Annotated in this window: 15 protein-coding genes and 1 pseudogene; 7 read left to right on the forward strand and 9 right to left on the reverse strand. The window is 68.7% G+C overall.

Annotated elements, in window-relative coordinates; translation table 11 throughout:
• The first annotated feature begins 57 nt into the window (after positions 1–57).
• A complete protein-coding gene (locus tag ACTWP6_RS15640; RefSeq protein WP_260752839.1) occupies positions 58–975 on the forward strand; it encodes an alpha/beta fold hydrolase in 918 nt (305 codons plus the stop codon).
• 19 nt (positions 976–994) lie between these two features.
• On the opposite strand, the gene ACTWP6_RS15645 is transcribed toward ACTWP6_RS15640, so the two are convergent.
• Genes ACTWP6_RS15645 through ACTWP6_RS15655 form a run of 3 tightly spaced genes read right to left on the reverse strand, consistent with a single transcriptional unit; the run spans position 995 to position 3328 of the window.
• Positions 995–1219: a hypothetical protein gene (locus ACTWP6_RS15645; protein WP_260752836.1), complete on the reverse strand. Its 225-nt coding sequence runs from the start codon at positions 1217–1219 to the stop codon at positions 995–997.
• Between the two features lie 50 nt (positions 1220–1269).
• On the reverse strand, positions 1270–2538 hold the full coding sequence (locus ACTWP6_RS15650; RefSeq protein ID WP_260752835.1) for a competence/damage-inducible protein A: 1269 nt from the start codon (positions 2536–2538) through the stop codon (positions 1270–1272).
• Positions 2539–2581: 43 nt separating this feature from the next.
• The gene (locus ACTWP6_RS15655) at positions 2582–3328 is read right to left on the reverse strand and encodes a glucose 1-dehydrogenase (RefSeq protein WP_260752833.1); all 747 of its coding nucleotides are present in this window, start codon (positions 3326–3328) and stop codon (positions 2582–2584) included.
• Positions 3329–3408: 80 nt separating this feature from the next.
• Between ACTWP6_RS15655 and ACTWP6_RS15660 the strand changes: the two genes are divergently transcribed.
• Complete coding sequence (locus tag ACTWP6_RS15660; protein WP_443188168.1) at positions 3409–4485, forward strand: NAD(P)H-dependent amine dehydrogenase family protein; 1077 nt, start codon at positions 3409–3411, stop codon at positions 4483–4485.
• On the opposite strand, the gene ACTWP6_RS15665 is transcribed toward ACTWP6_RS15660, so the two are convergent.
• A complete protein-coding gene (locus ACTWP6_RS15665) occupies positions 4486–4932 on the reverse strand; it encodes an ATP-binding protein (RefSeq protein ID WP_260752830.1) in 447 nt (148 codons plus the stop codon).
• Positions 4933–4977: 45 nt separating this feature from the next.
• On the reverse strand, positions 4978–5361 hold the full coding sequence (locus ACTWP6_RS15670) for an STAS domain-containing protein (protein ID WP_260752829.1): 384 nt from the start codon (positions 5359–5361) through the stop codon (positions 4978–4980).
• 207 nt (positions 5362–5568) lie between these two features.
• On the opposite strand from ACTWP6_RS15670, the gene ACTWP6_RS15675 reads away from it, so the two are divergent.
• Both ACTWP6_RS15675 and ACTWP6_RS15680 read left to right on the forward strand, forming a co-directional pair.
• Entirely contained in the window at positions 5569–6333 is a 765-nt protein-coding gene (locus ACTWP6_RS15675; RefSeq protein WP_443188169.1) for an HAD family hydrolase, read from the forward strand.
• 54 nt (positions 6334–6387) lie between these two features.
• Positions 6388–7518, forward strand: coding sequence for a nitronate monooxygenase (locus ACTWP6_RS15680; protein WP_443188170.1), 1131 nt, complete (start codon positions 6388–6390; stop codon positions 7516–7518).
• Here ACTWP6_RS15680 and ACTWP6_RS15685 read toward each other — a convergent pair.
• Entirely contained in the window at positions 7515–7658 is a 144-nt protein-coding gene (locus ACTWP6_RS15685) for a hypothetical protein (protein WP_443188171.1), read from the reverse strand. The two genes, ACTWP6_RS15680 and ACTWP6_RS15685, sit on opposite strands and share 4 nt — an antisense overlap.
• A 220-nt stretch (positions 7659–7878) precedes the next feature.
• Between ACTWP6_RS15685 and ACTWP6_RS15690 the strand changes: the two genes are divergently transcribed.
• Both ACTWP6_RS15690 and ACTWP6_RS15695 read left to right on the forward strand, forming a co-directional pair.
• On the forward strand, positions 7879–8460 hold the full coding sequence (locus tag ACTWP6_RS15690; protein WP_443188172.1) for a TetR/AcrR family transcriptional regulator: 582 nt from the start codon (positions 7879–7881) through the stop codon (positions 8458–8460).
• Positions 8457–10703 carry a molybdopterin-dependent oxidoreductase gene (locus ACTWP6_RS15695; RefSeq protein ID WP_443188173.1) on the forward strand — a complete coding sequence of 749 codons (2247 nt, stop codon included), beginning with the start codon at positions 8457–8459 and terminating at the stop codon, positions 10701–10703. The genes ACTWP6_RS15690 and ACTWP6_RS15695 overlap by 4 nt, the downstream gene beginning before the upstream one ends.
• Here the strand turns inward: ACTWP6_RS15695 and ACTWP6_RS15700 are convergent.
• Positions 10700–11182 (reverse strand): hypothetical protein, encoded by a 483-nt coding sequence (locus ACTWP6_RS15700; RefSeq protein WP_443188202.1) that lies wholly within the window; start codon positions 11180–11182, stop codon positions 10700–10702. The genes ACTWP6_RS15695 and ACTWP6_RS15700 overlap by 4 nt on opposite strands.
• Before the next feature lie 158 nt (positions 11183–11340).
• Between ACTWP6_RS15700 and ACTWP6_RS15705 the strand changes: the two genes are divergently transcribed.
• The gene (locus ACTWP6_RS15705) at positions 11341–12594 is read left to right on the forward strand and encodes a cytochrome P450 (RefSeq protein WP_443188174.1); all 1254 of its coding nucleotides are present in this window, start codon (positions 11341–11343) and stop codon (positions 12592–12594) included.
• Here the strand turns inward: ACTWP6_RS15705 and ACTWP6_RS15710 are convergent.
• Positions 12591–13781: an NAD(P)/FAD-dependent oxidoreductase gene (locus tag ACTWP6_RS15710; RefSeq protein WP_443188175.1), complete on the reverse strand. Its 1191-nt coding sequence runs from the start codon at positions 13779–13781 to the stop codon at positions 12591–12593. The two genes, ACTWP6_RS15705 and ACTWP6_RS15710, sit on opposite strands and share 4 nt — an antisense overlap.
• Before the next feature lie 59 nt (positions 13782–13840).
• Positions 13841–13918 (reverse strand): annotated as a pseudogene (locus ACTWP6_RS15715) (hypothetical protein); the annotation flags it as partial.
• Between the last annotated feature and the right edge of the window lie 34 nt (positions 13919–13952).

Below are 13952 nucleotides of genomic sequence, written 5' to 3' on the forward strand. Positions count from 1 at the left end.
ATACCTGTTCGCCAGAGCCGATCAGTCGGCTGACTGAGGCGTGCGACACTTTCGCGCATGGCTGTCGACATCGCTCGCCCCAAACTCGAAGGCAAGGTCCTCGTCGGTTCGGATCGCCAGCTCGGATTCGCCGAGTTCGGCGACCCGCAGGGCCGGGCGATCTTCTGGCTGCACGGCACTCCCGGCGCCCGCCGGCAGATCCCGGTCGAGGCGCGGGTGTTCGCCGAACGCCACGGCATCCGGTTGATCGGCGTCGACCGCCCCGGCATCGGGTCGTCCACCCCGTACGAATATCACCGGGTCATCGACTTCGCCGACGACCTGCGTACCGTCGCAGACACGCTGGGCATCGACAAAATGGAGATCATCGGATTGTCCGGCGGCGGCCCCTATACGCTGGGCTGCGCCGCCGCGATGCCGGACCGGGTGGTCGCGGTGGGTGTGCTCGGCGGGGTGGCCCCGACGCAGGGGTCCGACGCCATCGGCGGCGGCATCATGGGCAATGTCGGTCTGCCCGTGGCGCCGGTGCTCGAACACCTCGGCGCCCCGCTCAGCATCGTCGCCACGGGCCTGATCCGGTTGATCAAACCGGTCGCCGAACCGGCGCTGTACCTGTACGCCAGCATCTCGCCCGAAGGCGACCGCCGGCTGCTGGTTCGCCCCGAGTTCAAGGCAATGTTCCTCGACGATCTGCTCAACGGAAGCCGACGCCAGCTGGCCGCGCCATTCGCCGACGTCGTGGTGTTCGCGCGCGACTGGGGCTTCCGGCTCGACGAGGTCAAGGTGCCGGTGCGCTGGTGGCATGGCGACTGCGACCACATCGTGCCGTTCGCCCACGGCAAGCACGTCGTGTCACTGCTGCCCGACGCCGAGTTCTACCCGTTGCCCGGCGAGAGTCATCTCGGCGGGCTGGGCGAGGCCGAGACGATCATGCGGGCGATGAGCGACCTCTGGGACAGCGCCGATAAGGCGTAGCTTCGGTGCCGGCCGCGGCTCAGCGCTTGAGCCAGCCCCGCACGGTCGGCAGATCCTTGCTGTAGGTCTGCATGAAGTCGTCGTGGTAGAGCGTGCCGCCGCTGATCGTGGCGTCGCCCTGCCAGACCACGTGGATCCGCACCACGCCCTTGTCGAAGTAGTCGCTGCGATCGGCTACGCGGTGATTCCAGCCGGCCTGCTCGGCGAGCGCCGAGACCTCCTGCCGCTCGTCGGTGTCAACCATCGGTGAGTTCTCCAACTGTCTCGGGCGGGTCGTCCATGCTGTCGACCACCCTAGCGTTCGCCGGTGAGTGCCCTTCGGAGCAGATGCATCGCCACGGTTGTGGAGCGCTCCCGGACATCGGAGCGGTTTCCGGGCAGCCGGGTGGTCCTGGTCAACGTCGCGCCGTCGGCCAGCGCCACCGAGAAGCACACGGTGCCGACGGGTTTGGTCTCGCTGCCGCCACCCGGTCCGGCGATACCGGTGATCGCCACGGCGGTGTCGGCCCCGAACCGGCGCAGTGCACCGGCGGCCATCGCCTCGGCGACCGGTTCGGACACCGCGCCGTGCTGCTCGATCAGCGTCGCGGCGACCCCGAGCAGTTCGGTCTTGGCCGCGTTCGAGTACGCCACCACCCCGCCTGCGACGTACGCCGAGGAGCCGGCACGTTCGGTCAGTCGGGCTGCCAGCAGGCCGGCCGTGCAGGATTCGGCGGTGGCGATGCTGCGCCCGGCGAGCAGCGCGGCAACCTGGTCGTCGACGAAAGCGCCGTCGGTGGAGAAGATCTCACGGGCGTGCCGGTCGCGCAGCACCGCGACCAGGTCGGCATAGGCCGTCGCGTCCCGGGGTTCGTAGCGGGTCACGATCTCCAGCTCGCCGCGCCGCAGGCAGGTCGTGATCTCCAGCCGGTCGAATCCGGCGACCGTCTTCTCGGCGTCGCGCAGCGTGTCGGCCAGCCCGGACTCGGGCAGGCCGAACATCCGGATCGTCTGCTGCCGATACCGGGTGCGGCCGGCGATCGCGGCCTGCACGGCCTCGGTGGCCACGGCCGCCTGCCACATCGGCTGCAGTTCGCGGGGCGGGCCGGGCAGGACCACGATCGTCGGCGTGCCGGGTACGACGACCCCCGGCGCGGTGCCCACCGGGTCCAGGATCACGGCGCCGGCCGGGACGAGGGCCTGCTTGCGGTTGGCCTCCAGCACCGCCTCGGCGTCGACGCCGGGAAAGCGTGCCATCATGCCCGTCACGATGTCGCCGATCGTGGCTTCCAGCCCGGCGTCGAGCACGAGCTCGCGACCGCAGAACCGGGACACGACCTCGACCGTCATGTCGTCGGCGGTCGGCCCGAGGCCTCCGCTCGTGATGATGAGGTCCACCCCTTGGGAGGCAAGGAAATTCAGCTGGGCTTCGATGTCGGGGGGACGGTCGCCGCACAGCGTGATGTGGCCCAGCTCGACACCGAGTTCGAGCAGCCGGTCGGCCAGCCAGGGACCGTTGCGGTCCTGTACTCGTCCGGTGAGGACCTCGGTCCCCGTCACCACAATGCCGGCGCGTGCGCTCACGAGAGACGACCTTACGCAGGCCCGGGTGTGGGCCTGCGGCGTGCTACTTGTGCGGGACGTCGTTGGTCAGGCCGCCGTCCATGACGTACTCGGCGCCGGTCGAGTACCGCGACTCGTCGCTGGCCAGGAACACCACGAACGTCGCGACCTCTTCGGGCTGGCCGGGCCTGCCCAGCGGGATGCGCAGCATGTTGTCCGGGAAATGCTTGGTCATCGGGGTGCGGATGAACCCGGGATGCACCGAGTTGACGCGGATGTTGTGCGCGCCGAGCTCCAGGGCCGCAGACTTCGTCAGACCGCGCACCGCCCACTTCGACGCGACGTAGGGATGCACCATCACCGCCCCGCGCAGGCCCTCGATCGAGGAGATGTTGATGATCGACCCGCCGCCGGCGGCCTTCATCGCCTCCACCGACGCCTGCATCCCCAGGAACGTCCCGGTCAGGTTCACGTCGATGACCTTCTGCCACTTGGCCATGTCGAACTGGCCGATCTGCCCCAGTGCGACCGTGCCGGCGTTGTTGACGAGCACGTTGAGCTTGCCGAAGTCGTTGACGGCGGTGGCGACCGCTGCCTCCCACTGGTCGGCCTGGGTCACATCGAGATGGACGTAGCGAATCGAATCCGGTGTCTCGGCGTTGATCTCGTCGGCCAGCGCCTGCCCCTTCTCGTCGAGGATGTCCCCGATCACCACCTTGGCACCCTCGGCGATCAGCGCCCGTGCGTCGGCGGCGCCCATTCCCTGAGCGCCGCCACTGATCAGTGCCACTTTTCCGTCCACGCGTCCCATGGGGCGTCAGGGTACCGCACGCCGCGGAGATGAATTAGAACCTGTTCCAATTTTCCATCGGAGCCCGCATACTGCTGCGCATGGCAATTCGTGTGGGGCTCATCGGAACCGGCAACTGCGGCAGCCTGGCCCTGCGTCAGCTCATCGAGGATGCGCGGTTCGAGCTGACCGGGGTCTGGGTGTCCTCGGAGGCCAAGGTGGGCAAGGACGCCGGCGAGCTGGCCCGGCTGGACGTCACCACCGGTGTGTCCGCGGTCAACGACCTCGACGAGATCATCGCGGCCGCACCGGACTGCGTCGTGTACTGCGCGATGGCTGACATCCGCACCCGCGAGGCCCTCGCCGACGTCCGCCGCCTCCTCGAGGCGGGCATCAACGTCGTAGGCTCCGCTCCCGGCGTACTGGAGTACCCGTGGGGCGTGATTCCCGACCACTCCATCGAACGGGTGGAAGCCTCTGCGCGCCAAGGCAATGCGAGCGTCTTCATCACCGGCGTCGACCCCGGCTTCGTCACCGACCTGCTGCCGCTGGCGCTGGCAGGCACCTGCCAGAGAATCGAACAGATCCGGACGATGGAGATCGCCGACTACGCCACCTACGACGGCGCGACGGTGATGTTCGACGTGATGGGTTTCGGGAACGAGATCGGCGACCTGCCTTTCCTGTACCAGCCCGGCATGCTGAGCCTGGCGTGGGGCGTGGGCATCCGTCAGCTGGCCGCCGGACTGGGTATCGAGGTCGACGAGATCACCGACTCGGTCGAGCAGGAACCGGCGCCGGAGGACTTCGACGTCGCGGTCGGCACCATCAAGAAGGGCACCGTGGCCGCCGTGCGGTTCCTGATCGAAGGCAAGGTCGAGGGGCGATCGGCGGTGGTCGTCGAACACATCACCCGGCTGCGCGGGGATCTGCGTCCCGACTGGGCGCAACCCGCCCAGGACGGAGGCTCGTACCGGGTCGAGATCACCGGCGAACCGTCCTATGTGATGGACATCTGCCCGACGAGCCGCAACGGCGACCACAACTACGCAGCGATCCTCGCGGCGGCCGGCCGGATCGTCAACGCGATCCCGGACGTCGTCGCCGCCGAGCCGGGAATCCACAGCACGCTGGACCTTCCGCTGGTCACCGGCAAGGGCACCTACCGGGCGTCCTGATCAGCTCCGGCTGACGTCGCGCCACTCGAGCCGGACGGTGGTGCCGCCGGCCGACGGCTCGATCGTTGCGCAGTCGGACAGCGTCTCCATCAGCGGGATGCCCCGGCCGCGGGTGCGGGGTGCGGGCTCGGTCTGGCGCTTCCGCCAGATGCCGCGGTCTTCGATGCACACCATCAGCGTCTGTGCCTGCGGATCGTGGCTTGCGCGGATGTCGATGGTGCCGGGCTGCTCGGCCTGGACGTAGGCGAACTCCGCGGCGTTGGCCAGCGCTTCGTTGATCGCGAGCACCACGTCGCTGGTGCGGACGTCATCGAGCGCGAAGAACTGGCGCAACCATTCGGAGAACTCCTGGCGCACCCGCGCAACCGCGCCAGCATCAGCATCGAGGCCGAACCGCTCGAAACGTTCGGCATTGGCTACCTGCGCCGGAGGCATGGAATCGATCATGGCAGTCGGTGGCTACCCCACAAAGCTTCTTCTTAAGCGGGCTTCCTACGTGTCGCGCGCGGCGAGGGCTTCGTCGAGGTTCGGGTAGAGCGCGACGATGTCGGCGATGCCGACCAACTTGAGCGGCCGGCTCGTCGCCGGACCGTCCGCGACCACGCTGATCGTCACATCGGAGCCGGCCTTGTCGTGTGCGGCCACGAGCACGCCCATGCCGGCGGAGGCCAGGAACTCGACCTCGGTGAAATCGATCACCACCGCGGCGGGCTGCTGCTTGAGCGCGGAGTCGATCGCCGTCTCCAACTGGGGCGATGTGAGCATGTCGACGACCCCGGACACACCGACGACGGCCGTTCGATCGACCCAGTGTTCAGTGACGACACAGTTCGACGCTCCTGCGGCGCCCGTGCCTTCGGCTGCTTGTTCGTCCAAGGTTCACCTTCCATGTCAGGCCGCTCTTCGCATACTGCGAGGGCACATCAGTGCTTCTCACGCAGGCTGCATCCTGAACCCGGCAAGACCAAAGTACCGTGGTCGGCTGCTGCAGCGACCAGGCCACAGATTAAACCAGGAGTTTGGGCGCCGCCCGTAGCATGGCTTGTCAGCACCCGTGCGACCCCGTGATATGAGGAGCGGAATGTGACCGCCGACGCCGCGACTCCGGGGGACCCGGTCGCCGACATCGCCGCTTCCGCGCCCGGGCCGCAGGTCGGGGCGTTCTTCGATCTCGACGGCACACTCGTCGACGGGTTCACCGCCACGGCGCACGCGGGCGACCGGATCCGGCGCCGCCAGGCCCGCATCGGCGAGGTCACCGGAGTCATCGAGGCCGCGATGCGCTACAAGATCGGTCGGGTCAACTTCGGGAAACTCCTGGAGCGCGCCGCCGGGTACCTGCGGGATGAATCGCTGGCCGACCTCGACGTCGTGGGTGAGCGGCTGTTCACCGAGCGGGTCAGGTCCCGGGTCTTCCCGGTGATGCACGAGATCGTGCTGGCCCATCAGCGCCGCGGCCACACGGTGGTGCTCAGCTCGTCGGCGTTGACCATCCACGCCGAACCGGTCGCCCGCTATCTGGAGATCGATCACGTGCTGTGCAACCACTTCGAGCTCGACGAGCACGCCCGGCTCACCGGCCGCATCGCCCGGCCGGTGATCTGGGGCAGACAGAAGGCAGCCGCGGTGGTGCGGTTCTGCGCCAGCGGCGGGGTCGACCTGGCGCGTAGTTACTTCTATGCCGATGGCAACGAGGACATTGCGCTGATGTCGCTGGTGGGCCATCCGCGGCCGGTGAATCCGCGCCGGGAACTCGCGGCGGTGGCCGTGGAGCGGGGTTGGCCGGTGCTTCGGGTCAGCACGCCGGGAAAGGGCAACACGGGCGGCCTACTCGGTGTACTAAAGTAGAACACGTTTCAGTTTTGACCCTTTGTGTCCCCATGGCCATACCAGGAGCCAACTATGCATACTCCCCTGTGCGATCAGCTCGGCATCGAGTTCCCGATCTTCGCGTTCACCCACTGCCGTGACGTGGTCGTCGCGGTCAGCAAGGCGGGGGGCTTCGGCGTGCTGGGCGCGGTGGGCTTCACCCCCGAGCAGCTGGAGATCGAGCTCAACTGGATCGACGAGAACATCGGCGACCACCCCTACGGCGTCGACATCGTGATCCCGAACAAGTACGAGGGCATGGACTCCAACATGTCCGCCGAGGAACTGAAGTCGACGCTGAACGCGCTCGTCCCGCAGGAGCACCTCGACTTCGCCAAGAAGATCCTGGCCGACCACGGGGTGCCCACCGACGACAGCGACGACAACGCCCTGCAGCTGCTCGGTTGGACCGAGGCCACGGCCACCCCTCAGGTCGAGGTCGCGCTGCGGCACCCGAAGATGACACTGATCGCCAACGCGCTCGGCACGCCGCCCAAGGACATGATCGAGCACATCCACGCCGAGGGCCGCAAGGTCGCCGCGCTGTGCGGCTCGCCGTCGCAGGCCCGCAAGCATGCCGACGCCGGGGTGGACGTCATCATCGCCCAGGGCGGTGAGGCCGGCGGGCACAGCGGTGAGGTCGGCTCGATCGTGCTGTGGCCGCAGGTCGTGAAGGAGGTGGCGCCGGTTCCGGTGCTCGCCGCCGGCGGTATCGGCAGTGGGCAGCAGATCGCCGCGGCGCTGGCGCTCGGCGCGCAGGGCGCGTGGACCGGTTCGCAGTGGGTGATGGTCGAGGAGTCGGAGAACACTGCAGTCCAGCACGCCGCCTACGCGAAGGCGACCAGCCGCGACACCGTCCGCAGCCGGTCGTTCACCGGCAAACCGGCACGGATGCTGCGCAACGACTGGACCGAGGCGTGGGAGGATCCGAACAACCCGAAGCCGCTCGGAATGCCGTTGCAGTACATGGTTTCCGGGATGGCCGTGGCCGCGACGCACAAGTACCCGAACGAGACCGTCGACGTCGCGTTCAACCCGATCGGCCAGGTCGTCGGTCAGTTCACCAAGGTCGAGAAGACCGCGACGGTGATCGAGCGCTGGGTGCAGGAGTATTTGGAGGCCACCAACACGCTCAATGAGCTCAACGAGGCCGCCAGCGTTTAGCAGATCGCCGGCGCGAGGTGTTGGCCGGTGAGAGTGCACGCCGAATCGGCCAATTCGCGTGGGGTGCCCGCGAAGACGATGCGGCCACCGTCGTGGCCCGCCCCTGGACTCAGCTCGATGATCCAGTCCGCGTGGGCCATGGCCGGCCGAGCGTGAGATAGCCCAGCCCGACATCGGACATCCGGTCCAGGATCGGCCGTTGAGCGATTTGGTGTCGTCGTAGGGGGCGTTCAGGTCGATGGCGTTGATCGCCCCCCGGGCCGAGCCGGTGACGGCAACCCGGGAATCTACGGACGGGCTATACGGGCGTCCCGAGATTATGTAGAGTTGCATACATAGCCGGGTGAAAGGGGCCGCGTCGTGACGACTCCCCGCGAGCGGATGATCATCTCCGCTGCTTTGTTGATCCGGGAGCGCGGCGCGCACCCGACCGCCATCGCCGACGTGCTCGAGCACAGCGGCGCGCCGCGCGGTTCGGCCTACCACTACTTTCCCGGCGGCCGCACCCAGTTGCTCTGCGAGGCGGTCGACTACGCGGCCGACTTCATGGCGGACCGACTGGCGCAGGCGTCTTCGGGCCGTGAAGCGCTGGACAGGCTTTTCGACGATTACCGGAAACTACTGCGCGACAGCGACTTCCGGGCAGGTTGTCCTGTTGTCGCTGTCGCCGTGGAGGCCGGTGATCCGGGCAAGCCCGACCAGTCGGCGCCGGTGATCGAGCGTGCCGCGGCGGCTTTCGACCGCTGGCGCGAGGTGATCAGGCAGCGTCTGATCGCCGACGGTGTGGACAAGGAGAATGCCGCCGCACTGGCCATGCTCGTGCTCGCATCATTCGAGGGCGCCCTCGTCGTCGCGCGCGCCTCACGCGATGTGCAACCGCTGACTCTGGTCCAGGAACAACTGCGCCAGGTGATCGGTGCGCGGACGGGTGGGCGGAAGTGACGAGCGGCCGGGACGGTGAATGGCATCCCAGCGCGTGCATCCTGTGCGAGTGCAACTGCGGCATCGTGGTTCAGGTCGAGGACCGATCGCTGGTCCGCATCCGCGGCGACAAGAGCCATCCCGCCTCGCGCGGCTACACCTGCAACAAGGCGCTACGGCTGGATCACTACCAGAACAGCCGCAACCGGCTCACGTCGCCGATGCGGCGCAGGCCGGACGGCACGTATGAGGAGATCGACTGGGACACCGCGATTTCCGAGGTCGCCGCGGGCTTCCGCGCGATCGCCGACACGCACGGCGGCGACAAGATCCTCTACTACGGGGGCGGCGGGCAGGGTAACCACCTGGGCGGCGCCTACAGCGGCGCGTTCCTCAAGGCACTGGGCTCGCACTACCGCTCCAACGCGCTGGCCCAGGAGAAGACCGGGGAGCACTGGGTCGACGCACAGTTCTACGGCGGGCACACCCGCGGCGAATTCGAGCACGCCGAGGTCGCGGTGTTCGTCGGCAAGAACCCGTGGATGTCCCAGAGCTTTCCGCGGGCCCGCGTGGTGCTCCACGAGATCGCCAAGGACCCGGCTCGGTCGATGATCGTGATCGATCCGGTGGTCACCGAAACCGCGAAGATGGCCGATTACCACCTGCGGGTCCGGCCCGGCACCGACGCGTGGTGTCTGGCCGCGCTGGCCGCGGTGCTGGTGCAGGAGAACCTGTGCGACGAAGCCTTCCTGGCCGCGCACGTCACCGGCGGCGACGCGGTGCGCGAGGTGCTCGCCGAGGTGCCGGTCTCCGACTACGCCCGGCGCTGCGGCGTCGACGAGGAACTGCTGCGCTCGGCCGCACGCCGGATAGCCGGAGCCGCCGGCGTCGCGGTGTTCGAAGACCTCGGAATCCAGCAGTCACCGAACAGCACCCTGTGCTCGTACCTGAACAAGATGCTGTGGATCCTGACCGGCAATTTCGCCAAACGCGGTGCGCAGCACCTTCATTCGTCGTTCGCCCCATTGTTCCGACCCGGCGGGGTAGGCCGCACCCCGGTAACCGGCGCCCCGATCATCGGCGGGCTGATTCCCAGCAACGTCATTCCCGAGGAGATCGTCACCGACCATCCGGACCGGTTCCGCGCGATGATCGTCGAGAGCAGTAACCCGGCGCATTCGGTCGCCGACTCGGCCGCCGTCGCAACGGCTCTGGGGCGGCTGGAACTGATCGTGGTCATCGACGTGGCGATGACCGAGACCGCACGGCTGGCACACTACGTGCTTCCCGCGGCGACTCAGTTCGAGAAGCCGGAGGCGACGTTCTTCAACCTCGAGTTCCCGCACAACACCTTCCATCTGCGGCACCGGCTGATGGAGCCGATGTCGGGCACCCTGCCCGAACCCGAGATCTGGGCCCGGCTGACGCGGGCCCTGGGCGTCGTCGACGATGCCGAATTGGCGCCGCTGCGCCGCGCCGCCGAACAGGGACGCCCGGCGTTCACCGAGGCGTTCCTGGCCGCGGTCGGGGCCAACCCGGGGCTGGGCAAGGTGCTGCCGTTCGTGTTGTACGAGACGCTCGGGCCGACTCTGCCCGACGGACTGGCCGGCGCCGCCGCGTTGTGGGGTCTGGCCCAGAAGGCCGCGATGACCTATCCCGACGCGGTGCGGCGGGCCGGCCACGCGGACGGCAACGCGCTGTTCGACGCGATTCTCGAAGGCCGGTCGGGGGTGACGTTCACCGTCCACGACTACGAGGACGACTTCGCGTTGATCACCCACGCCGACCGCAAGATCGCGATCGAGATCCCGGAACTGCTCGCCGACGTCCGGGCGCTGGCCGCGGCGCCGGCCGAGCTGACCTCACCCGACTACCCCATCGTGTTGTCGGCCGGGGAACGGCGGGCGTACACGGCCAACGACATCATGCGCGACCCGGCCTGGCGCCAGCGCGATGCCGACGGCGCTTTGCGGATCAGCGTCGCCGACGCGTCGGCACTGGGGTTGCGAGACGGCGACCGCGTGCGGATCACCACCGCCGCGGGCAGCGCGGAGGGCACCGTCGAGATCAGCGACGCGATGCTGGCCGGTCATGCGTCCTTACCCAATGGCTACGGCGTCGACTTCGCCGACGGGGTCGGTGGCGTGGTGACCCCGGGTGTCGCGCCGAACGCGCTGACCTCCACCGGCTGGCGTGACACGTACGCCGGGACGCCGTGGCACAAGCATGTGCCGGCGCGGCTGGAGAAAGTGCTGTCGGGCTAAGGGGCGACCGGTGCGGGCGCTACCGGTACCGCGGCGGGTGCGGGGGCCGCGGCGGGAGGCGCCGCAGGCTGCGGGCCCGAGGGCATGCCCATCGGCGCCGACGAGCTCAACGGACGCTGCGTCAGCAGCAGCAGCGCGTTGCTCCCGCTGACTTCCTGGGTCTGCATCGCATGCCAGAGGTCGCGCAGGTAACCCAGCCGCGACTGCTGCGTCGGAGTGGTCGACGTACCCGGCGGCAGGTTCTCCGGACTGGCCAGGTGGGGCACGCCCTCAGCGGCGGGGGCGGCGGCGAGCGGAACCACCGCGGCTTCGGCCGGCGGGGGTGACGGCATCGGGGCAGGCGCGGGTGCGGGCGCCGGCGCGGGAACCGGCGGTGGTGCTGCCGGGTCGGCGGCAGCCGACGGTGCGGCTGCGAGCAGTGTCGCAACCGCTGCCGCCCCGATGATGGACGCGGTCTTTGCGTGGAAACCGAACCTCACGATGCACCCTCCCGGTTTCTTCATGGTCACAGGATCCATCCGCCTTCGCAGCGGATTCGTTACAGGAGGGACGGATTTTCTTCGCTCATCTGCGCTCGCCGTAACCGACCGGTGGTGTAGCAATGAGGTACGGCCAATTGACGTTTAGGAGCCAATGTATGGCGACTCCCACGCTCCCGCCCGGATTCGACTTCACCGACCCCGACCTGAACCGCGAGCGTCTGCCTGTGGAGGAACTCGCCGAACTGCGCCGCTGCGCCCCGATCTGGTGGAACGCGCAGACCTCCGGCGGCGCGGGTCCCTTCGGCGACGGCGGCTACTGGGTGGTGACCAAACACAAAGACGTCAAGGAGATCTCCAAGCGCAGCGACGTGTTCTCCAGCCAGGAGAAGACCGCCCTGCCGCGCTACCCGGAGGGTTCTACCGGCGAGCAGGTGGAGACCGGAAGTCTGGTGCTGCTCAACATGGATGCGCCACGGCACACCCACCTCCGCAAGATCATCTCGCGCGGATTCACGCCCCGTGCGGTCGAACGTCTGCGCGAGGACCTCGACCAGCGCGCGCAGCGCATCGCCAAGGGCGCGGCGGCCGCCGGAGTCGGCGACTTCGTCGAACAGGTGTCCTGCGAGCTGCCCTTGCAGGCCATCGCCGGTCTGCTGGGCGTGCCTCTGGAAGACCGCAAGAAGCTCTTCGACTGGTCCAATCAGATGGTCAGCGACGACGACCCTGAGTTCGCCCATCACGACAACCGCAATGCCGCAACCGAATTGATCATGTATGCGATGCAGCTGGCCGCGGCCCGGGCCGAGCATCCCGGCGAGGACATCGTCACCACGCTGATCGAGGCTGACGTCGACGGACACAAGCTGACCGACGACGAGTTCGGCTTCTTCATGGTGCTGCTGGCTGTCGCAGGCAACGAAACCACGCGCAACTCGATCACCCACGGCATGATCGCGTTCACCGAGCACCCCGACCAGTGGGAGTTGTTCAAACGCGAGCGCCCCACCACCGCCGTCGACGAGATCGTGCGCTGGGCCACCCCGGTCACCTCGTTCCAGCGCACCGCGCTGCAGGACTACGAACTGTCCGGCGTGCAGATCAAGAAGGGGCAGCGCGTGGTCATGTCGTACCGGTCGGCGAACTTCGACGAGGAGGTCTTCGACGACCCGTTCAGGTTCGACATCCTGCGCGATCCGAACCCGCACGTCGGCTTCGGCGGCACCGGTGCGCACTACTGCATCGGCGCCAACCTGGCGCGGATGACCATCGAGCTGATGTTCAACGCGATCGCCGACCACTTGCCCGATCTCACCTCGGCCGGCCCTCCCGAACGGCTGCGGTCCGGTTGGCTCAACGGGATCAAGCACTGGCAGGTCGACTACTCGGGCGGCTGCCCGGTGGCGCACTAGACCGTGGCCAGCGTTCGGCTGCCGACGGTGACGCACAACTGAGCCAGTTGTTGTCGGTCGGGACCCTCGGCCACCGGGGGTCGCCAGCCGGAGGCGTAGACGGCGCGGGCCCCCTCCCGCACCGCGTCCAGACTCGACGGCAGCGCAGTCATCTGCTCGTACCCGCGGACGGCCGGCCGCAGCGCCGGGTCGGCCACGGCCGCAGCGACCACCAGGTCCGAGGGCAGCGGCCTGCCCAGATCCACATCGCCACCGGCCCACCGCCGCATCCGGTCATCGTCGCAGTGCACATGGTCGACGAACCACGGACGCACCTCGGCGGCGCACCACCGGGCGAACTGCACCGTGGCGGCCGGGACGTCGTCTGCAGCCAGCACGCGCACCAGAGCCTGTGCCTGGCGGAACGCCAGCGTGACGCCTCTGCCGGCCAACGGCGTCGTGGTACAGACGGAGTCTCCGACGGCGATCAGCCCGGGAACCGCGGGACGGCCGTCCACGCCGAGTGGGGAACGGAAGGTGTTGTGCACGCGGCCGCCGACGAGCACCGGGGTCAGCGGCTGCGCGCGGCGCGGATCGACCCAGTCGGCGAGCATCGGGATCGCCTCGGCCGCGGCGTCATAGACCCGACGGTGCCGCAGAAGTCGCAGCCGGTCATCGGTGCCGGCGTGGGTGATCGTGACCGAGAAGATCCCGGCCTCGTGGAGGAACACCACCGCGAAATATCCGGCCAGTTGCAGCGACAGACCGACCGGCGAGTTCACCGGGCCCGGCGCGGCGCCGTCAGCCAGCCGGTACTGCCTGCTGACGTACGTCGCGCCACACGGTCGCACCTCCCCGGCGCCGAACAGCGCGCGCATCACCCGGCTCGACCGCCCGGACGCGTCGATGACCAGGTCGGCCGTCAGGCGCCGGCCCCCCGCATCGACAGCGGCCACTCGTCCGGAGTCGCGCAACACCCCGTCGACGTGACAACCGGGCAGCAGCGTCAGCCCGGGTTCGGCCAGCGCGACGTCGCGCAGTGCCCGTTCGAACGTCACCCGCCGGATGCGCAGGGCAGCCGGGGCGCCGCCCGGGTCGGTCTCGACCGAGGCCCCGACGCGCAGCATTGCCTGCAGGGCATCGGGGATCTCCGCTTGCAGCGCGTCGACCACCGGCCCGCGGAACGTGTGGGGGTGGTCGAACTGCATGACCCCCTGCGCGGCCAGCCGCCGTCCCGGCCGGGGCCGGCGTCGCGCTCGACGACGGTGACGTGCCCACCTCGACGGGCCAGTGCGACTGCGGTGAACAGGCCGGCCGTTCCCGCGCCGACGACGACTATGCGCATCGTGCCTCATTTCAGGTACCGTCATATGTAATGA

The sequence above is a fragment of the Mycobacterium sp. 4D054 genome, assembly GCF_052245755.1.
In the GTDB taxonomy this organism is placed as follows: domain Bacteria; phylum Actinomycetota; class Actinomycetes; order Mycobacteriales; family Mycobacteriaceae; genus Mycobacterium.